The following is a 20,729-nucleotide window of genomic DNA, read 5'->3' as shown; positions in this document are numbered from 1 at the left end:
TTTAAATCAAAAAGGTGGTGAGATAATGGCTTCTCTTAAAGAGATAGATAGTCGTATTAAATCGACGAAAAAAATGAAACAGATTACTAAAGCGATGAACATGGTTTCAAGTTCTAAATTACGTCGAGCTGAAAAAAATACTAAGCAATTCGAACCTTATATGGAAAAAATGCAAGATGCGATAACTGCTATTGCAGGCGCAAGTAAAAATTCAAGTCATCCAATGTTAAGACCAAGACACATTCAACGTAGTGGTTACCTGGTTATTACAAGTGACAAAGGATTAGCGGGTGCTTATAGTTCGAATGTGCTTAAACGACTAGTCAATGACATTAAAGAAAAACATACAAATAGTGATGAATATAGCATTATTGTTTTAGGTCAATCCGGTGTTGATTTCCTTAAAAATAGAGGTTATGAAGTTGAAAGTTCACTTGTTGATGTACCTGATCAACCTTCATTTAAATCAATACAAGCTATCGCTAAGCATGCGATTGACTTATTCAGTGAAGAACATATTGATGAACTTAAGATTTATTATAGCCACTATGTTAGTGTTCTTGAAAATAAACCTTCTGTTAAACAAGTTCTACCATTATCTCAAGAAGATTCTAGTCAAGGCCAAGGTCAAATGTCGTCATATGAATTTGAACCAGATAAAGACTCAATCTTAAGAGTTATTCTTCCACAATACGTTGAAAGTTTAATCTATGGAACGATTCTTGATGCTAAGGCTAGTGAACATGCAGCACGTATGACTGCAATGAAAAATGCATCTGATAATGCAACTGAACTTATTGATGACTTATCATTACAATATAATAGAGCGAGACAAGCTGAAATCACTCAACAAATTACAGAAATTGTTGGTGGTTCTGCCGCACTTGAATAATATTTTAAAGGAGGAAACAACATGGGTAATGGCCGTGTAACTCAGGTTATGGGTCCTGTAATTGATGTTCGATTCGAACATAATGAAGTCCCTGAAATTAATAATGCCCTAATTATTGAAGTCCCTAAAAATGATGGCACATTCAAATTAACATTAGAAGTTGCATTGCAATTAGGTGATGATGTTGTTCGTACTATTGCAATGGATTCAACTGATGGTGTTCAACGTGGTATGCAAGTTGTGAATACTGGTAAAGATATTAGTGTTCCTGTAGGTGAAGAAACACTTGGACGTGTGTTTAACGTTTTAGGAGAAACAATAGATTTAAATGAAAAAATAGATAGTTCTGTTAGACGTGATCCAATTCATCGTCGTCAACCTAATTTTGATGAATTGTCTACTGAAGTAGAAATCCTTGAAACAGGTATCAAAGTTGTAGACTTATTAGCACCTTATATTAAGGGTGGTAAGATTGGTTTATTCGGTGGTGCCGGTGTAGGTAAAACTGTATTAATTCAAGAATTAATCAATAATATCGCTCAAGAACATGGTGGTATTTCTGTATTCGCTGGTGTAGGTGAACGTACTCGTGAAGGTAACGATTTATACTATGAAATGAGCGATAGTGGCGTTATCAATAAAACTGCCATGGTATTTGGACAAATGAATGAGCCACCAGGTGCGCGTATGCGTGTTGCTTTATCTGCATTGACAATGGCTGAATATTTCCGTGATGAACAAGGTCAAGATGTACTTTTATTCATTGACAATATTTTCCGCTTTACTCAAGCTGGTTCTGAAGTTTCAGCATTATTAGGACGTATGCCTTCAGCTGTAGGTTATCAACCAACATTAGCAACTGAAATGGGTCAATTACAAGAACGTATTACATCTACTAATAAAGGTTCAGTCACTTCAATTCAAGCAGTATTCGTTCCTGCCGATGACTATACTGACCCAGCACCAGCAACTGCGTTCGCGCATTTAGATGCAACAACAAACTTAGAACGTAAATTAACTGAAATGGGTATTTATCCTGCGGTAGACCCATTAGCTTCAACTTCTAGAGCTTTAGAACCATCTATTGTTGGACAAGAACATTATGAAGTTGCACGTGAAGTTCAATCTACATTACAAAAATACAGAGAATTACAAGATATCATTGCAATTTTAGGTATGGATGAATTATCTGAAGAAGATAAATTAACAGTAGAACGTGCGCGTAGAATTCAATTCTTCTTATCACAAAACTTCCATGTGGCTGAACAATTTACTGGTCAAAAAGGTTCTTATGTTCCAGTTAAAACAACTGTAGCGGACTTTAAAGATATCTTAAATGGTAAATATGATCATATTCCTGAGGATGCGTTCCGTTTAGTTGGAAGTATGGATGATGTTATTGCTAAAGCTAAAGATATGGGTGTTGAAGTTTAAACTAATTAGGAGGTAAAGATAATGAACACAGTAAATCTTGATATTGTCACTCCTAATGGTTCAGTCTACGAAAAAGATGATGTTGAACTCGTTGTATTTCAAACTACTGCGGGCGAAATAGGTATCATGAGTGGACATATTCCGACAGTTGCCGCATTAAAGATAGGCCATATTAAAGTTAAGTTTAAGAATGGTACTGAGTATATAGCTGTTAGTGGTGGCTTTGTTGAAATTAGACAACATAAAGTATCTGTCATTGTTCAAACAGCTGAAACAGCTAGTGAGATTGATGTAGAAAGAGCTAAGTTGGCTCGTCAAAGAGCTCAGTCTCATTTAGATGAAGAGGATAACAGTGACATTAACCGAGCTAAACGCGCATTAGCTAGAGCGGAAAACCGTCTGCGTGTAGCTGAATTAAAATAATGATTAAATTAAATGATGTGGGATAATATTTATGATGAATATATTATTTCAATTTAGTGAGAATGGTTAATGAAAAAGTAACAGATATTAAAATATTATTGGTTTAGTTAATTATTCTTAATATATTAAAAGAGTTTGAGACATTTAATGGTGTTTCAAGCTCTTTTTTTATTGTAAATAAAAGAACTTAGAATGATAATAACTTTAAATTTTTATTTTAGTTACTTTTATTAAATATCGTAACGTTCTTATGTATCATTATTAACTTTTTTAATGTACAATATATTACAGAAATCTTTAAGGAGAGAAAAGAATGGAATATGTTGGGCAATTTGCAATAATACATCTATTTTTACATGTAATATGTATATGTATTGCGTACTGGGCATTACATTCTCTCAGATTAGATCAATTTTTTAAAAAAGGATATTCAACACAACTACAAGTGTGTATGATTTTCTTAGCAATTTTAATGGGTACTGCAGTAAGTAACTTTATCGTGGATTTATTACAGTATTCTACACAAATTAAATATTTATTTTAAAAAATGAATTTCTACTAATTAACTAAAAATGTAGATATACTAATTAAATAAGTAATTCAAAATGGGAAATGTTATAAGAAATAGGAGTTTAATGTGGAGGATTAATATGGATAAGATAATTATAAATGGAGGCAATCGCCTTACTGGTGAAGTTCAAGTAGAAGGAGCTAAAAATGCTGTATTACCTGTCCTTACAGCATCGTTATTAGCGTCTGAAGGACAAAGTAAATTAACCAATGTGCCAGATTTAAGTGATGTTGTTACTATCAATAATGTTTTATCTACTTTAAATGCTAAAGTGGATTATGATAAAGAAAACAGATCAGTTACAGTTGATGCTTCTGCTACACTAAATGAAGAAGCGCCTTATGAATATGTGAGTAAAATGAGAGCAAGTGTGTTAGTAATGGGACCTTTATTAGCACGTTTAGGTCATGCAATCGTTGCATTACCAGGTGGCTGTGCAATTGGTGCTCGTCCAATTGAACAACATATCAAAGGTTTTGAAGCCTTAGGTGCAGAAATTCATTTAGAAAACGGAAATATATACGCAAGCACTAAAGAGGGATTGAAAGGTGCAAATATTCATCTAGATTTTCCAAGTGTAGGTGCAACTCAAAATATTATAATGGGTGCTTCTTTAGCACAAGGAAAAACAGTTATCGAAAATGTAGCTAAAGAACCTGAAATTGTAGATTTAGCTAATTATATCAATGAAATGGGTGGTAACGTTGTTGGTGCTGGTACAGATACCATTACTATCCATGGTGTTGAAAAATTAACGGGCGTTGAACATGCAATTATACCTGATCGTATTGAAGCAGGTACACTTATTATCGCAGCAGCAATTACAAGAGGAGATGTTTTTGTAAAAGGTGCTGTTAAAGAACATATGACAAGTTTAATTTATAAATTAGAAGAAATGGGAGTTAACCTCGATTTTAATGAGGAAGGTGTACATGTTACTACAAATGGTGAACTTCAACCTGTAGATATTAAAACACTGCCTCATCCAGGTTTCCCTACAGATATGCAATCACAAATGATGGCATTATTATTAACAGCTGAAGGCCATAAAGTGGTAACTGAAACAGTATTTGAAAATAGATTTATGCATGTTGCAGAATTTAGAAGAATGAATGCTAATATTAATGTAGAAGGTAGAAGTGCTAAAATAGAAGGTAAAAGTCAACTACAAGGTGCTCAAGTAAAAGCTACGGATTTAAGAGCAGCCGCAGCTCTTATTTTGGCTGGTTTAGTGGCAGAAGGTACAACTCAAGTGACAGAACTTAAACACTTAGATCGTGGTTATGTTAATTTCCATGAGAAGTTAAAATCACTTGGTGCAGATATCAAAAGAGTCGATGACTAATTTTTAAATAGATTTGAGGTAATAGTTATGGAAACAATTTTTGATTATAATGAAATAAAAAAAATCATTCCTCATAGACAACCTTTTTTACTTATTGATCGTATTGTTGAATATGAAGAAGGAAAGCGTTGTGTAGGTTTAAAACAAGTTTCAGGAAACGAACCGTTTTTCCAAGGACATTTTCCTGATTATGCAGTTATGCCTGGTGTTCTCATTACAGAAGCTTTGGCACAAACTGGAGCGGTAGCTATGTTAAATAGTGAAGAAAATAAAGGTAAAATTGCATTATTTGCTGGGATTGATAAATGTAGATTTAAAAAACAAGTGACACCTGGTGATACTTTAATGTTAGAAGTTGAAATTACAAAAATTAAAGGTCCTATTGGAAAAGGTACAGCAAAAGCTACTGTTGATGGACAACTTGCTTGTAGTTGTGAACTTACTTTTGCTATTCAAGATGCGTAATTAAAATAAGAGTAGTAGCGAAATCATTCATTTCGTTACTACTCTATTTTTATCTTTCAAATTTTTCTTCTTTTAATTTCGGTTTAGATTGCATCATTCTGTTAAATGTAATTTTTAATTCTTCTCCAGATAATCCTTCATCAATAAGTTGTTCTAATAGTGTTTCTGCGTATACCTGACGGTGTGTATAAATATGACACTCGAAAATAATTGATATTTTCCTTTCAAATAGAGAGATATGTTTTATTGTTGCATCAAACAATGCTGGATCGTTAGAAGGTCTAGTAATCACTACTCTGATATCTAATACTGTTTGTGATTCATAAAATTTTTGCATGATATCATAATGTGTATCTGAAATTACAATTTCTAGGAGCCAACCTGTACCACTATTTTCTTTATTTATAATAACACCATCATAAAGTTCAAATTCTGAAATCCTGTTATCATCGCTTACTATTTGGAATCGAACTGCTTTAAAAGTCTTCATAACATGTCTCCCATACTCTTAAACATTTTTAAATTATATGATTATTGTTTTTTTGTTAAATAAGTCGTCTCATATCTTAATATTTTTCTTAAATATATCAGATATTAATACTAAAAAGGGAAGAAATCTAAAAAAATAGCTTTTTGACGTTATATTCAATTCTATTTAATATAACGATATAAGGAGGTGACACATGTTAAATAAGATAGTAATCGTTGGTCGTATGACTAAAGATGCAAAAATTTATGATAATGAGGAGGTGAAAATCGCAACGTTTAGTGTGGCTACTGAACGCAATTATAAAGATGAAAATGATGAAATAGCGTGTGATTATATATTTTGTAAAGCATTTGGTAAGATGGCTAGCAACATTGAAAAATATACTTCTCAAGGATCTTTAGTAGGTATTACTGGCCAAATGCGTTCTCGTAAATATGAAAAGGAAAAACAAACTCACTTTGTCACAGAATTATATGTTGAAACAATTAAATTTATGTCCCCTAAATTAAATAATGAAAAACTCTCAGATAGCTCACTAAATACAGACACTTATTCATTTGATAATCTCGAATTAATGAATATAAAATAAAACTCTCTATTTTTAATACTCCAAACCTTTCCAATTAATATAAAATAAGTCTTTCAATTATACTCAAATATACTCAAGAGGTCGGTATAAATATTCCGACCTCTTTAACTATGTATAAGACATTAGATACAACTCATTCATTGAATGATAAAAAAGACAGTGTATTTTTCTGAAATATTACAAAGTAATTACAGTTGGTTCTTTTATTATATATCTAATAAACACTGCCATTAAAGTGTTTATAGTATATATATAAGAAAAATTATTTACAAATCTATGTAATTTTAATGTAAAATAAGTATATTTTTTTTATTTCACTGTAACCTGCTAAGCTTTTTTAGATGTTAGAGTAGTATCCGTAAAATATTTAAGAAAACAAATGACTTAGGAGGATTATACTATTATGAAAAAGACAATTATTGCATCTTCATTAGCAGTAGGCTTAGGATTAGTAGCAGGAAACGTAAGTCATGCTGATGCAAGTGAAAATCAAATTAATAAAGAAAAATTAGCTCAATTAGCGGAATCTAACGATCAATCATTAAATCAACATCCTATTCAAGAAGGAGCTTATAATTACCAATTTAATTTAAATGGTAAAACTTATCATTTTTGGTCAGATGGAACATATTTTAAATGGGAATATTATCCATCAAACGGTTCAACTGTAAATAGTGCTAATCAAAATGTAGCTTCAACTCAATCAGCACAAAATGTATCTTTCCAAAATAATAATTATAATCATATAAATCAATCAGCTTCAACTTCAAATGTAAGTCAACACTATGCAAATGAAGCTCAAACACAACAAGCACCAAAAACAACACAAACTAAACAAGCAACTCAAACACAACAAGCACCTGCTAATGCAACTACAAATCAACCTAAACAATCAACAAGTGGTTCATCTGTAAATGTAAATAGTCATTTACAACAAATCGCTCAACGCGAATCAGGTGGAGATATTCATGCCATCAACCCTTCTTCTGGTGCAGCAGGTAAATATCAATTCTTACAATCTACTTGGGATTCAGTAGCACCAGCACAATATAAAGGTGTATCACCAGCACAAGCACCTGAAAGTGTTCAAGATGCTGCGGCAGTAAAACTTTATAATACTGCAGGTCCATCTCAATGGGTTACAGCGTAAAACTTAATAAATAATTTACTAGTGCCTGAGACAATATGAGTTGTCTTAGGCATTTTTATATATATTGATAGTAATGACTGAATTTAGAAAGATTTCTGTACTATTCTTTATTTATTATATTTATAATAATAGTTGTATGAATTAAACTTATTTCAATGAATATCTTTTTTATTTGAATTATAACAATGGTTTTGTTATGGTTAAATTAAACTAAAGACTACTAGGGGAGCCATGGAACATGGCTGAGATGAAGCATTCAGACCCTTATAACCTGATTTGGTTAATGCCAACGTAGGAAAGTAGTAATACATATTCATTCATTCTATTTTTTTGAATATTGACTACATTTCTACGTTGAAATGTAGTTTTTTTATTTAAGGAGGAATAGTTAATGAGTTTTTCAGATGAATTAAAGCAAGCGTCAAAGCCAATTATTGAAGAGATTTATAATGATGGTTTTATTCAAGATTTATTAAAGGGAAAATTATCAAAACAAGCAGTACGCCAATACTTACGTGCTGATGCTTCTTATTTAAAAGAATTTACTAATTTATATGCTTTACTTATTCCTAAAGCACCTACTATGAAAGAAGTGAAATTCTTAGTAGAGCAAATTGAATTTATGTTAGACGGCGAAGTAGAAGCCCATGAAATTTTAGCGGACTATATTAATGAACCTTATGAAGAAATTGTAAAAGAAAAAGTGTGGCCACCTAGTGGAGATCATTACATTAAACATATGTATTATCATGCTTATACACACGAAAATGCTGCATACACTATAGCTGCAATGGCACCATGTCCTTACGTATATGAAGTGGTTGCTAAATGGGGATTAGAAGATTCAAATCTTAATAGAGATGCACTTACTGCTAAGTGGTTTGATTTTTATAGCACTGAAATGGCACCTTTAATTGAAGTATTTGACCGTTTGTTAAATGAACTTACAGAACATTGTACCGAACAGGAAAAAAGAGAAATTAAAGAAGCATTTTTACAAAGTACTGTACATGAACGTCACTTCTTTAATATGGCATACATTGATGAAGAATGGGATTTTGGAGGAGCAAATCATGAATAAACCTAAGATTGCGTTAACAATTGCTGGTACTGACCCTTCTGGTGGCGCAGGAGTTATGGCAGATTTAAAATCATTCCATGCTTGTGGCGTATATGGAATGGCTGCTATTACAAGTATTGTGGCTCAAAATACTAAAGGAGTTCAACATATCCATAATCTAGAAACTAGTTGGGTTAAAGAACAATTAGATAGCGTATTTGATGATGAATTACCTCACGCAATTAAGACTGGAATGATTGCTACACATGAAACGATGGAACTGATTCAAACGTATTTAAAAAATCATAGCAATATTCCCTATGTTATCGATCCAGTTATGCTAGCAAAAAGTGGTGATTCCTTAATGGATGATGAAACAAAAAAACATCTTCAGAAAACGCTCTTACCATTAGCGGATGTCGTTACTCCTAACATTCCAGAAGCTGAAGAAATTACTGGCTTGAAAATTGATACTGAAGATAATATTCGTAAAGCAGGTCATATATTTATAAATGAAATAGGAAGTAAAGGTGTAGTAATTAAAGGCGGTCATTCTGCTGATTTAAATAATGCTAAAGACTTTTTATTTACTAAAGATGATGTCTATACTTTTGAAGAGAAGCGATTTAATACGCCACATACTCATGGTACAGGTTGCACATTTTCAGCTGTTATCACAGCCGAACTAGCTAAAGGTAAAACAATTTATGAAGCTGTAAAAAAAGCTAAAAAATTTATTTCATTAAGTATTGAACATACACCTGAAATCGGTCAAGGACGCGGCCCGGTAAACCATTTTGCTTATATGAAGAAAGTAGGTTTAGACGATGAATAGTTTAGAAAAGATAAGACAAGAGAATCCACTAGTAGTCTGTTATACCAATGATGTGGTTAAAAACTTCACTGCGAATGGACTCTTGAGTATTGGTGCAAGTCCAGCAATGAGTGAAGCTCCAGAAGAAGCAGAAGAGTTCTATAAAGTAGCAGGGGCACTGCTTATAAATATTGGAACATTAACTAAAGCAAATGAAAAAGATATTTTAGAAATTGGAAAAATTGCTAATCAACAAGGTACACCCATTGTATTTGATCCAGTTGCTGTAGGCGCATCAACATATCGTAAACAATTCTGTGAAACTTTTCTTTCTGAAATAAATGTTTCTGTGATTAAAGGAAATGCATCTGAAATTCTTACTTTAGTAGATTCAAATACTACAATGAAAGGCACTGATGGGGAAACAGACTTAGATGTAGTGACAATTGCTAAAAAAGCTTATGAAAAATATCAAACAGCAATTGTTATTACAGGTAGAGAAGATGTTATTATTCAAGATAATCAAATTGTCAAACTATCAAATGGTTCTCCATTACTGGCAAAAATCACAGGCGCTGGTTGTTTATTAGGCGGTTTAGTTGCTGGATTTTTATTTAGAAATACACATCCATCATTACAAGTATTAGAAGAATCAGTAAGTTATTATAATATTGCCGCAGAGATTGCTGAAAAAAGTGAAAAGGTTAATGGACCTGGAACATTCTTATCTCAATTACTTGATGAAATGTATCAACTTAACTATGATACTTATAAACAATTTGTAAAACGTGAAGAGGTTTAAATATGTTTGATTCAAAAAGTTTACAAGTTTATTTTATATGTGGAACACAAGACATCATCGGTGATCAAAACATTAAAGATGTTTTAAAAGCAGCATTAGAATCAGGAATTACTTTATTTCAATTTCGTGAAAAAGGACCAAATGCTTTAGTAGGGAATGAAAAAGAAGCCTTAGCTAAGGAATTGAAAACACTTTGCCATGAGTATAAAGTACCTTTTCTCATTAATGATGATGTGGATTTAGCTGAAAAGATTGATGCAGATGGTATACATGTAGGTCAAGATGACGAAATAATTGCTTCTTTTGCTAATCGTTTTAAAAATAAAATTATAGGGTTAAGTGTAGGAAACGTAAAGGAATATCAACAATCAGATTTAGAACACGTAGATTATATAGGTGTAGGTCCAATGTATGAGACATCTTCAAAATCTGATGCAAGTGCCCCTGTAGGCCCTGAAATGATTGCAACATTAAAAAATATTAATCCAAGCTTACCTATGGTTGCTATAGGTGGTATTACTGAAGATAATTGTGAGCCTATAGCTAAAGAAGGCGCTGATGGTGTGTCAGTTATTTCGGTCATTACACATAGTCAAAATATTGACAAGACTGTTAATAAATTAAAGCACTATTTCAAATAAATATCTCTTTTTTTTCAGTTTTTGTTTTCTAGTACACCCTATCTATGATAAAATTATTTCTATGTGAATATATCAATAGAGGTGTAAAAATGAAGAAGAAAGCGCTACTACCTTTGTTATTAGGGGTAATGGTCTTTTTAGCTGGATGTGACTATTCCAAATCTAGTAATAGAAATGGATTTTTCTACAATACATTCGTTGAACCAATGGCTAAAATTTTACATTGGTTAGGCCATTCTGTTTTTCATGATGATTATGGTATTGCAATCATCGTTTTAGTATTAGTTATTCGTATTATCTTATTGCCTTTCATGCTATCAAACTATAAAAATAGCCATATGATGCGTGAAAAAATGAAAATTGCTAAACCTGAAGTAGAAGGTGTACAAGAAAAAGTGAAACGTGCACGTACTCAAGAAGAAAAAATGGCAGCTAATCAGGAAATGATGGAAGTTTATAAAAAATATGACATCAATCCTATGAAGAGTGCTTTAGGTTGTTTACCTGTTTTAATTCAAATGCCTATCGTTATGGGATTATATTTCGTATTGCGTTATCGTATTGGTGGCGGTATTACAGAACATCCACATTTCTTATGGTTTAATTTAGTACATCCTGATATTTGGATTACTATTATTGCCGGTGTGTTATACTTTATCCAAGCATGGGTGTCAAGTAAACAAATGCCTGAAGAACAACGTCAAATGACTTATATGATGATGATCGTTTCACCTATTATGATTATTTGGATTTCATTAAGTTCAGCTTCGGCACTAGGTTTATATTGGTCTGTCAGTGCGGCATTCTTAATTATTCAAACATTCTTTGCAAATAAACATTATGAAAAAGTTGCAAAACAAGAAATTGGACCTATGGCTGAGGCACATAAAGAAAATAATTCAAATAAAAAAGGTAAAAATACGCAAGTCGTTTCTAAAAATAATAAGAAGAAAAAATAATATAAGTATAATACGATAAAAAAGTAGGAAAAGATCATCTATCTTTTCCTACTTTTTTTATTCTTCTAAGTGCCACTCGCTATAAAATTGAGATAAAAATAGTTTCATAAATTGATGACGTTCTTCAGCTAGTTGAGATCCTGTTTGTGTATGCATTAATTTTTTTAATTTTAATAACTTGTCATAGAAGTGTCTAATAGCAGAAGGAGGTAAATCAACCATATCTTTTTCTGAAGGAATTGAGTGATAGGGAGATTCTGTCCACATTGGCTCATTGAAATGTCCAGAAAATTGAAACGTTCTTGCGATACCTATAGCACCAATAGCATCTAAGCGATCAGCATCTCTAACGATTTGCCCTTCGATTGGAAGTGTAACATCGTTATTTCTACCATTTTGATAACTCAAATGTTTGATAATAAAAATAATATTCTTTTGAACAGTATCATCCAATTCTATTTTTTTTAAAAATTGACGTAATTCGCTTAAAGCATGGTGTTTATCAGTCAATTTATCATCAATGACGTCATGCAATAAAGCCGACAATACTATTGTAAGAAAATCGCCTTGATGTTCTTGTTTGGCAATATATTTAGCTAATGATGTGACACGTTCAATATGTGCAATATCATGTCCAGAGTAATCATTTTTATGAAATTGGTACATATATTCTTTAGCTAATGATATTTGTTCTGCTTGATTCATAAACTACTCCTTTAAAAACATGTATTGAATGAGTTTAAAGAATTGGTGATAATAATTGAGATATGCCTTCTTTAAACTTAATCCAAGTACTACGTTGATTATATAATTCTTTAGTCAACTCATATGAGACTTTCATATCTTTAATAAATGCTTTTTTAAGTTGAAGAGAAATATCTTCGTCATAAATGAACGCATTCACTTCGAAATTTAATGTAAAACTACGATTATCCATATTTGTTGTACCTACAGTAGCGATTTCATCATCGACAATGAGTGTTTTTGAATGTAGAAATCCATTATTATATTGATAAATCTTAACACCTGCGTCTAATAAAGAAGCGGCATTTTTTAATGTAGCCCAATAAACAAAAGGATGATCGGGTTTACATGGAATCATTAAATTAACTTCAACGCCACCTAAAGCGGCAATTTTTATGGCATCAATAAAAGCTTGATCAGGAATAAAATAAGGTGATTGAATATAAATAGAATGTTTTGCTGACATAATCATCTTTAAATAGCCATATTTAATTTGTTCCCAGTCTTCATCAGGACCACTTGAAGCGATTTGAACACCAATCTCGCCGCCTGAATCTACATCAGGAAAATATCTATCTTCATATCTGATATTGTCACGTGTTGATTGTGAATTCCAATCTAAGATGAATCTTAATTCTAATGCATTGACAGAATCACCTTCAAGTCTTAAATGAGTATCTCTCCAATAACCAAATTTTTTATCTTTACCAAGGTATTCATCACCAACATTAAAACCCCCAACATACCCAATCTTGCCATCTATAATTACAATTTTTCTATGATTACGGTTATTCATTCTTAAATTGATTAAGGGCAATTTGGAAGGGAAGAAGGCTTCTGCGCGTCCACCTTTGTCTTTAAACTGTTTCAAATCTTTCTTGCGTAATGTTCTTGAACCCATATCATCATATAACATTTTAACTTCTATACCATCTTCAAGTCTGTCTTCGAGTGCCTTTAAAATACGACGTCCAAGACCATCACTTTTGAAAATATAGTATTGAATATGTATATAATCTTTAGCATTCTGAATATCTTCAATTAATGCGTCAAATTTAGCATGACCATCTGTAAAGATTTTTATACTGTTATCAGTAGTTAAGAATGCAGCATTATTATAGAGTAACATGTGCACCATTTCTTTAAACTTAACAATTTGATGATTACCTTTAGCAAAATCATCTTTTTCAAGTGCATTTAATTGTTCATCAACTATCATAGCTAAACCTTTACGATCTTCTTTTTTTAATTTAAAAATATGTTTGCGTTGTATTTGACGCCCTAATAATAGATATAAAATAAATCCTACTATCGGTAGAAATACAAGAATTAAAAGCCACGCCCAAATTGAACCTGCACTACGACGTTCCATGAAGATAATGATAAATGCGAAAATCAAGTTTAATATAAAGGCAGTGATTAATATGATGTTAATAATTAAAGAAGAATGTGAGAAAGATAATTGCACGATCTCTACCATATTCATTAATTGAACCTCCTAAATCGTTTAAAATTAATGTACTAACAAATATTATACCATGCACTATAATAAATGGTATGATTAATTTTTAAAATAAAAATGTATAATTGACGTAATAAAGAGAAGATTATACGATGATATAGAAGCTATGAAAGGGTGAATTAGTTGGAAAATCAAAATCATGCCCATCATTCTGAGCAAGTTAAATTAAATTTAAAATCTCGATTAAATCGAATAGAAGGACAAGTTAAAGCAATTAATCGAATGATTGATGAAGACGTCTACTGTGATGATGTATTAACTCAGATAAGAGCAACACGTTCAGCACTTAATAGTGTTGCTACTAAGTTACTAGAACATCATATGAAAAGTTGTATTATGGAAAAAATAAATCAAGGTACTGAAGAAGAAGCAATGGAAGAACTACTAGTAACATTTCAAAAACTAGTGAAAGATTAGTTAGGAGATTGTAATATGTTAAACAGTAATATTGTATTTATAGATAACATTGAAACAGAAGAACAAGCACAAATGTTAAATGAACGTTTGTTAAATATGATTGGAGTACATACGGTATCAATCGATATAGAAAGAAATAAGGTTAATGTTGAATATGAAACACCTACTAATTTAAATAGTATTGAAAAAGAAATTTATGACGCTGGATTTAAAGTACTTTCATAATAAAAAACTTTAGTGTAACTTAAATAATTTAAAATAATTTTCAAATATGGTAGTAAAGCATGACTAATTAGGGTAGTATATCATTGAAGGTCAAAAAACGAGGTGAGATACCATGAACAAATCAGATAAGTTACAAAATGTAGTCAAATTATTATCATCTTTAGGCGTCAATATCAAAAAAACAAAATCTCGTTTCGACATTATTAATACTTTGCCTACCACAAAAACCGTTACTCAAGAACTTAAATAATATGTGATTGAAAAAAGTCTGAGACATTATTAGTTGTCTCAGACTTTTTTATGGGTTAGAGATACATTGCTGAAGTGGAACGATAAAGTCAAAATGAGTTTTGTTTCATTCTCATTCATACTATTTTCATGTTATTAACTGAATTAAAATATATTTATTATTAAGCATCTTTTGACGCTGGCTTTTGATGGTAATAAATAGAAAGTATAACACCAATACCTAGCATTAAACTCCATAATGCGCTACCACCATAACTAATAAACGGTAGTGGTATACCTGTAATAGGTAAAAGTTGGATTGTCATACCAATATTTTGCAAAATATGGAAGACGAGTAAAGAAATATAACCAATTAAAAATACCTTATTAAATGATGAAGTTGTTTTTATGGCTAAACGGATAAGATGGAAAATTAAAGCTAGGAATATAAGAAGTAATATCACTGCTCCAATAAATCCAATTTCTTCTCCAATGACAGAAAAAATAAAATCGGTATGGTTTTCTGGAATGTATACTTCTCCGTGATTATAACCTTTACCAAATAATTGACCGGATCCTACAGCTTTTAACGATTCCGTTAAATGGTAGCCATCTCCATTACTATAAGCATAAGGATTTAACCATGAATTGATTCGACCCATTTGGTACATTTTGATATGTAACGTTTTCTCAATCAGAGAGGGTTTATATATAATGGCTAAAATAATGCTACTTCCTAATACTGCTACAGTAATAAAGATAGGAGCAAGAATGCGCCATGTAATACTACTCACTAGCATGATTCCAACAATAATGGCACACAGAACCAATGTAGTTCCTAAATCATTCTGAAGTAAAATTAATATCATAGGTACCAAGGATATGCCAATGATTTTAAAAAATAAGATTAAATCAGTACGAAAAGATTTATTAAATGTAAATCGATTATGATTAGAAACGATTTTAGCCAATGCAAGTATCAAAATAATCTTCATAAATTCTGAAGGTTGAATACTAATTGGACCAAAAGCATACCAACTTTTAGCGCCATTAATAATAGGCGTAATAGGTGTTTCAGGAATGATTAATAAACCTAGTAGTAAGATACAAAAGAAGATATACCATATATATGTATTATTTTTTATTTTTTTGGGAGAAAAAATCATCACAATAAGTGCTAGTATTGCTCCTAAAATATAATAGATAATTTGACGAATACCAAAATTGGCACTATATTGGCCGCCACCCATAGCAGAACTGATTGTAGTCACACTAATGATGGCTAAAATCATTATTAATGCTATAAGTATCCAGTCAATTTTTCGAAGCCAATGTGTTGTAGGCTGTTGACGGGATGAATATTTCATAAAAAACTCCTTAAATTCTATGGAATAGTATATATAGATTTTACATGACTTTATATGATTATGCTACAAAATATAGAAGATGATATAAAGTCGAAGCAGTTTAATCTAAAAAATAACAATTAACATGAATGGACTATTCTTTAAGAAATATACATATTTTTATTTATTGGTAAATGCAAAAAACACTGATACTGTGATAATATGGACATTTAGAAAGAATAATTTAAATTACATATCGTTAATGAAAAGTATAATTAACAATTTAAACTTAATACATTATAGTATTATAATTATGATGAGAGAAACAAAAGCGTAATTAAACTTCAATTTATAAATGGCTTTTGTCATTATTTTTCTCGATGGAGGATATAAAACATGGTAAAAGAAAATATTTGTATCGTATATGGTGGTAAAAGTGCTGAGCATGATGTATCAATTTTAACAGCACAAAATGTATTAAATGCGATTAATAAAGACAAGTATCTTGTAGATATTATATATATTACAAATGATGGCCAATGGAAGAAAAAAGAAAATATTACAAAAAATATTAAAAGTGTTGAAGAATTACATTTAGAAGACATAAGTCCTGGAGAAATTACATTACTTTTAAAAGAAAATGGGGAAGGAAGTAAATATGATGCTATTTTCCCATTATTACATGGACCAAATGGTGAAGATGGTACCATTCAAGGTTTATTTGAAGTGCTAGATTTACCGTATGTAGGAAATGGTGTATTAGCTGCATCAAGTTCGATGGATAAATTAGTAATGAAACAATTGTTTGAACATCGCGGTTTACCACAACTACCTTATATTAGTTTTTTAAGAAGTGAATATGAAAAATATGAAGGTAATATTATTAAACTCGTTAATGATAAATTAACATACCCAGTATTTGTAAAACCTGCTAACCTTGGATCTAGTGTGGGTATTAGTAAATGTAATAATGAAGATGAACTTAAAAAAGGGATTGAAGAAGCATTTCAATTTGATCGTAAGTTAGTGATTGAACAAGGTATTATTGCACGTGAAGTGGAAGTCGCAGTTTTAGGTAATGATTATCCTGAAACAACATGGCCTGGAGAAGTAATTAAAGATGTTCAATTTTATGACTATAAGTCAAAATATAAAGACGGTAAAATCAGTTTACAAATTCCAGCAGATTTAGATGAAGAGGTTCAAATGACATTACGTAATATGGCATTAGAAGCATTTAAAGCTACAGATTGTTCTGGATTAGTACGTGCCGATTTCTTTGTGACGGAAGATAATCAAATCTACATAAATGAAACAAATGCGATGCCTGGTTTTACAGCATTTAGCATGTATCCAAGTTTATGGGAAAATATGGGATTATCATACTCTGATTTAATCACTAAACTAATTGATTTAGCTAAAGAACGTTACGAAGATAAAAAGAAAAATAAATATACTATCGATTAAGCGAGGAGCCTAAGTATGATTGAAGTTTCTTTAAAACAAATTCAAAAATGGATATCTTGCGATATTGATGAAGCATATTTAGAACATCAAATTAAAGGAGTCACTATCGATTCTCGTCATATAGAAAAAGAGATGTTATTTGTTCCATTTAAAGGTGAAAATGTAGACGGTCATCGTTTTGTAGAACAAGCACTAAAAGATGGTGCTGGTGCTTCATTTTATGAAAAAGGACAGGATATTAGCGATTCAATTCAAGGACCTATTATATGGGTAGATGATACATTAACTGCTTTACAACAATTAGCTAAAGCGTACTTAAAGCATGTTAATCCAAAAGTAATTGGAGTGACCGGCTCTAATGGTAAAACCACAACAAAAGATATGATTGAAAGTGTGTTACATACCGAATTTAGAGTCAAAAAAACACAAGGTAACTATAACAATGAAATTGGTTTACCTTTAACCATTCTTCAATTAGACAAAGACACAGAAATTTCTATTTTGGAAATGGGTATGTCAGGATTCCATGAAATTGAATTGTTATCTAAAATTGCGGAACCTGATATTGCGGTTATCACAAATATTGGTGAATCTCACATGCAAGATTTAGGTTCTAGAGAAGGTATTGCTAAAGCCAAATCTGAAATTACTATTGGTCTTAAATCTGATGGCACATTTATATATGATGGAGATGAACCACTTCTAAAACCGCATGTTGAAAATGTGAAAGATGCTAAACTTGTTAGTGTTGGTTTAAATCATGATAATACATTAGTATGTAAAGTGGAAAATAGTAAAAATGATGGCATAGCATTTACGATAAATAACAAAGAACATTATGAATTACCAATTTTAGGTATTCACAACATGAAAAATGCTACTATCGCTATTGCAATTGGACATGAACTTGGTTTAGATTACGACACAATTCAAAAGAATATAAGTAATGTACAACTCACAGGTATGCGTATGGAACGACATGTTACTGATAATCAAATTACGGTTATTAATGATGCTTACAATGCAAGTCCAACAAGTATGAAAGCTGCTATTGATACATTAAGTAATATGAATGGACGTAAAATCATTGTACTCGCTGATTCTTTAGAATTAGGTGAAAATAGTCAACGTATGCATGAAGATGTAGGTGCTTATTTGGACAATAAAGGTATTCATACGTTACTTACTTACGGTAATGATGCTAAGTTTATAAGTCGTACAGGTGGCCAGTTTGTGGAAGATGTAGCTTATTTTTCAGATAAAAATGAACTGACTCATTACTTAAAGTCTATTTTACAACCTGATGACAAAGTGTTAATTAAAGGGTCACGTGGTAATAAACTTGAAGAAGTAGTAAATGCTTTAATTTAATTATTCATAATAATTAAGAGTTGCTTAGAAATGAAAGGTTTCAAAGCAACTTCTTTTTATTATTTTAATAGAACCAATACTCTACTTAAAAACGTTATTTACTGTAGATATGAAAATTGCTTTATTGCTATAACTATTTTTAGGTGGTACTATATAGAAGTTGACGTAATAAGAAGACCTTATATACAAAAACGTATATTGATAAATAAAAGAATTAAAAGGAGAATTATATTGCAAAATTTTAAAGAATTAGGGATTTCGGATAAAACGGTAAAAACCCTAGAAGAAATGGGTTTTAAAGAACCAACACCGATCCAAAAAGAAAGTATCCCTTATACATTAGAAGGAAAAGATATCCTTGGACAAGCTCAGACAGGTACGGGTAAAACAGGAGCTTTTGGTATCCCTTTAATAGAAAAAGTTGTTGGAAAATCAGGCGTTCAAGCTTTAATTTTAGCACCTACAAGAGAATTAGCAATGCAAGTTGCTGAACAATTACGCGAATTCAGTCGTGGACAAAATATTCAAGTTGTTACTGTCTTTGGTGGTATGCCAATTGATAGACAAATTAAAGCGTTAAAACGTGGGCCTCAAATTGTAGTAGGAACACCAGGACGTGTTATCGATCATTTAAATCGTCGTACATTAAAAACGAATGATATTCATACTTTAATTTTAGATGAAGCGGACGAAATGATGAACATGGGCTTCATTGATGATATGAGATTTATTATGGATAAAATCCCTGCTGAACAACGACAAACAATGTTATTTTCAGCGACAATGCCTAAAGCTATTCAGACATTAGTACAACAATTTATGAAGTCACCACAAATTGTTAAAACAATGAACAATGAAATGTCTGATCCTCAAATCGACGAATACTATACAATTGTTAAAGAGTTAGAAAAATTTGATACATTTACTAATTTCTTAGATGTACATCAACCTGAGTTAGCTATTGTATTTGGTAGAACTAAACGTCGTGTGGATGAGTTAACAAGTGCATTGCTTACTAAGGGTTACAAAGCAGAAGGATTACATGGAGACATTACACAAGCCAAACGTTTAGAAGTACTTAAAAAATTCAAAAACGATCAAATTGATATATTAGTTGCCACAGACGTTGCAGCACGTGGTCTTGATATTTCAGGTGTAAGTCACGTATATAATTTTGATATACCTCAAGATACTGAAAGTTATACACATAGAATTGGACGTACAGGTCGTGCAGGTAAAGAAGGTATTGCTGTTACGTTTGTTAACCCAATTGAAATGGATTACATTCGTCAAATTGAAGAAGTAAATGACAGAAGAATGAAAGCTTTAAGACCACCTCATCGTAAAGAAGTGCTTAAAGCACGTGAAGAAGATATTAAAGACAAAGTTAAAAACTGGATGTCACGTGAGAGTGAAGATCGTTTAAAACGTATTTCTAGTGAATTATTAGAAGAATATGATAGTACTGAATTAGTAGCTTCATTATTACAAGAACTTGTCGAAGCAAACGATGAAGTTGAAGTTCAATTAACTTTCGAAAAGCCACTTGCAAGAAAGAGTCGTAATAATAAAGGTAATCAATCAAGACGTGGTGGTAAACGAAATAATAAATTTGATAACAAAAATAAACGATCAAAAGGTAATTTCAACAAGAAAAAAGGTAAAAAACAAGATCGTCGAGATAGACAAGATAAAAGAAAAACATCTATCAAAGGTCGTACGTTTGCTGATTTACAAAAATAGTTGTTATAGATAAGAATAAATTTGCTTGATT

At 31.3% G+C, this 20,729-nt stretch carries 23 protein-coding genes and 1 riboswitch; of the genes, 19 read left to right on the top strand and 4 right to left on the bottom strand.

Annotated elements, in window-relative coordinates; genetic code table 11:
• Positions 1 to 25: 25 nt before the first annotated feature.
• The 6 genes from atpG (at position 26) to fabZ (ending at position 5,130) form a co-directional block, all read left to right on the top strand.
• Positions 26 to 892, top strand: a complete 867-nt coding sequence (gene atpG, locus NR218_RS05680; protein ID WP_017175134.1) for an ATP synthase F1 subunit gamma — start codon at positions 26 to 28, stop codon at positions 890 to 892.
• A 21-nt stretch (positions 893 to 913) separates the two neighbouring features.
• Positions 914 to 2,326, top strand: a complete 1,413-nt coding sequence (gene atpD, locus NR218_RS05675) for a F0F1 ATP synthase subunit beta (RefSeq protein WP_017175135.1) — start codon at positions 914 to 916, stop codon at positions 2,324 to 2,326.
• Between the two features lie 21 nt (positions 2,327 to 2,347).
• The gene (locus NR218_RS05670; RefSeq protein ID WP_002448708.1) at positions 2,348 to 2,749 is read left to right on the top strand and encodes a F0F1 ATP synthase subunit epsilon; all 402 of its coding nucleotides are present in this window, start codon (positions 2,348 to 2,350) and stop codon (positions 2,747 to 2,749) included.
• Between the two features lie 313 nt (positions 2,750 to 3,062).
• Entirely contained in the window at positions 3,063 to 3,293 is a 231-nt protein-coding gene (locus NR218_RS05665; RefSeq protein WP_017175136.1) for a DUF1146 family protein, read from the top strand.
• 106 nt (positions 3,294 to 3,399) lie between these two features.
• Positions 3,400 to 4,665 carry a UDP-N-acetylglucosamine 1-carboxyvinyltransferase gene (murA, locus tag NR218_RS05660; protein ID WP_049419939.1) on the top strand — a complete coding sequence of 422 codons (1,266 nt, stop codon included), beginning with the start codon at positions 3,400 to 3,402 and terminating at the stop codon, positions 4,663 to 4,665.
• A 27-nt stretch (positions 4,666 to 4,692) separates the two neighbouring features.
• The gene (gene fabZ, locus NR218_RS05655) at positions 4,693 to 5,130 is read left to right on the top strand and encodes a 3-hydroxyacyl-ACP dehydratase FabZ (protein ID WP_002448673.1); all 438 of its coding nucleotides are present in this window, start codon (positions 4,693 to 4,695) and stop codon (positions 5,128 to 5,130) included.
• Positions 5,131 to 5,179: 49 nt separating this feature from the next.
• Here the strand turns inward: fabZ and NR218_RS05650 are convergent, their stop codons facing one another.
• Complete coding sequence (locus tag NR218_RS05650) at positions 5,180 to 5,620, bottom strand: YwpF-like family protein (protein ID WP_017175138.1); 441 nt, start codon at positions 5,618 to 5,620, stop codon at positions 5,180 to 5,182.
• 193 nt (positions 5,621 to 5,813) lie between these two features.
• On the opposite strand from NR218_RS05650, the gene NR218_RS05645 reads away from it, so the two are divergent.
• The 7 genes from NR218_RS05645 (at position 5,814) to yidC (ending at position 11,635) form a co-directional block, all read left to right on the top strand.
• Positions 5,814 to 6,209 carry a single-stranded DNA-binding protein gene (locus NR218_RS05645; RefSeq protein ID WP_145436872.1) on the top strand — a complete coding sequence of 132 codons (396 nt, stop codon included), beginning with the start codon at positions 5,814 to 5,816 and terminating at the stop codon, positions 6,207 to 6,209.
• 403 nt (positions 6,210 to 6,612) lie between these two features.
• A complete protein-coding gene (locus NR218_RS05640; RefSeq protein WP_017175140.1) occupies positions 6,613 to 7,359 on the top strand; it encodes a transglycosylase family protein in 747 nt (248 codons plus the stop codon).
• Between the two features lie 212 nt (positions 7,360 to 7,571).
• A riboswitch (TPP riboswitch) is annotated at positions 7,572 to 7,674 on the top strand.
• Positions 7,675 to 7,750: 76 nt separating this feature from the next.
• Positions 7,751 to 8,440, top strand: a complete 690-nt coding sequence (gene tenA, locus NR218_RS05635; protein WP_019835613.1) for a thiaminase II — start codon at positions 7,751 to 7,753, stop codon at positions 8,438 to 8,440.
• Entirely contained in the window at positions 8,433 to 9,254 is an 822-nt protein-coding gene (gene thiD / locus NR218_RS05630) for a bifunctional hydroxymethylpyrimidine kinase/phosphomethylpyrimidine kinase (protein WP_017175142.1), read from the top strand. The genes tenA and thiD overlap by 8 nt, the downstream gene beginning before the upstream one ends.
• On the top strand, positions 9,247 to 10,035 hold the full coding sequence (thiM, locus tag NR218_RS05625) for a hydroxyethylthiazole kinase (RefSeq protein ID WP_017175143.1): 789 nt from the start codon (positions 9,247 to 9,249) through the stop codon (positions 10,033 to 10,035). Before thiD ends, thiM begins: the two co-directional genes overlap by 8 nt.
• A gap of 2 nt (positions 10,036 to 10,037) precedes the next feature.
• The gene (gene thiE, locus NR218_RS05620) at positions 10,038 to 10,676 is read left to right on the top strand and encodes a thiamine phosphate synthase (RefSeq protein ID WP_265883275.1); all 639 of its coding nucleotides are present in this window, start codon (positions 10,038 to 10,040) and stop codon (positions 10,674 to 10,676) included.
• 89 nt (positions 10,677 to 10,765) lie between these two features.
• On the top strand, positions 10,766 to 11,635 hold the full coding sequence (yidC, locus tag NR218_RS05615) for a membrane protein insertase YidC (RefSeq protein WP_265883274.1): 870 nt from the start codon (positions 10,766 to 10,768) through the stop codon (positions 11,633 to 11,635).
• A gap of 57 nt (positions 11,636 to 11,692) precedes the next feature.
• On the opposite strand, the gene NR218_RS05610 is transcribed toward yidC, so the two are convergent.
• Positions 11,693 to 12,340 carry an HD domain-containing protein gene (locus NR218_RS05610; RefSeq protein ID WP_072291664.1) on the bottom strand — a complete coding sequence of 216 codons (648 nt, stop codon included), beginning with the start codon at positions 12,338 to 12,340 and terminating at the stop codon, positions 11,693 to 11,695.
• Positions 12,341 to 12,374: 34 nt separating this feature from the next.
• Positions 12,375 to 13,859 (bottom strand): cardiolipin synthase, encoded by a 1,485-nt coding sequence (cls, locus tag NR218_RS05605; protein ID WP_265883284.1) that lies wholly within the window; start codon positions 13,857 to 13,859, stop codon positions 12,375 to 12,377.
• Positions 13,860 to 14,024: 165 nt separating this feature from the next.
• Between cls and csoR the strand changes: the two genes are divergently transcribed.
• From csoR to NR218_RS05590, 3 genes are all read left to right on the top strand, one after another.
• Positions 14,025 to 14,318 (top strand): copper-sensing transcriptional repressor CsoR, encoded by a 294-nt coding sequence (gene csoR / locus NR218_RS05600; RefSeq protein ID WP_002437530.1) that lies wholly within the window; start codon positions 14,025 to 14,027, stop codon positions 14,316 to 14,318.
• 15 nt (positions 14,319 to 14,333) lie between these two features.
• A complete protein-coding gene (csoZ, locus tag NR218_RS05595) occupies positions 14,334 to 14,543 on the top strand; it encodes a putative copper chaperone CsoZ (RefSeq protein ID WP_048787783.1) in 210 nt (69 codons plus the stop codon).
• A 112-nt stretch (positions 14,544 to 14,655) separates the two neighbouring features.
• A complete protein-coding gene (locus NR218_RS05590) occupies positions 14,656 to 14,793 on the top strand; it encodes an Lmo0850 family protein (protein ID WP_002437525.1) in 138 nt (45 codons plus the stop codon).
• A 160-nt stretch (positions 14,794 to 14,953) separates the two neighbouring features.
• Here NR218_RS05590 and NR218_RS05585 read toward each other — a convergent pair whose 3' ends face one another.
• Positions 14,954 to 16,138, bottom strand: coding sequence for an FtsW/RodA/SpoVE family cell cycle protein (locus NR218_RS05585; RefSeq protein ID WP_070859270.1), 1,185 nt, complete (start codon positions 16,136 to 16,138; stop codon positions 14,954 to 14,956).
• Between the two features lie 375 nt (positions 16,139 to 16,513).
• Here NR218_RS05585 and NR218_RS05580 point away from each other — a divergent pair, with 375 nt between their 5' ends.
• The 3 genes from NR218_RS05580 to cshA all read left to right on the top strand — a co-directional run bounded on the left by NR218_RS05580 (position 16,514) and on the right by cshA (position 20,698).
• Positions 16,514 to 17,584 carry a D-alanine--D-alanine ligase gene (locus tag NR218_RS05580; protein WP_265883273.1) on the top strand — a complete coding sequence of 357 codons (1,071 nt, stop codon included), beginning with the start codon at positions 16,514 to 16,516 and terminating at the stop codon, positions 17,582 to 17,584.
• A gap of 15 nt (positions 17,585 to 17,599) precedes the next feature.
• Positions 17,600 to 18,955, top strand: a complete 1,356-nt coding sequence (locus NR218_RS05575; RefSeq protein WP_265883271.1) for a UDP-N-acetylmuramoyl-tripeptide--D-alanyl-D-alanine ligase — start codon at positions 17,600 to 17,602, stop codon at positions 18,953 to 18,955.
• A 231-nt stretch (positions 18,956 to 19,186) separates the two neighbouring features.
• Positions 19,187 to 20,698 carry a degradosome RNA helicase CshA gene (cshA, locus tag NR218_RS05570; RefSeq protein ID WP_048787780.1) on the top strand — a complete coding sequence of 504 codons (1,512 nt, stop codon included), beginning with the start codon at positions 19,187 to 19,189 and terminating at the stop codon, positions 20,696 to 20,698.
• Positions 20,699 to 20,729: the final 31 nt, after the last annotated feature.

It is taken from the genome of Staphylococcus sp. SUC_1.2 (assembly GCF_026222585.1).
This window is presented reverse-complemented; position numbering and strand designations above follow the sequence as displayed.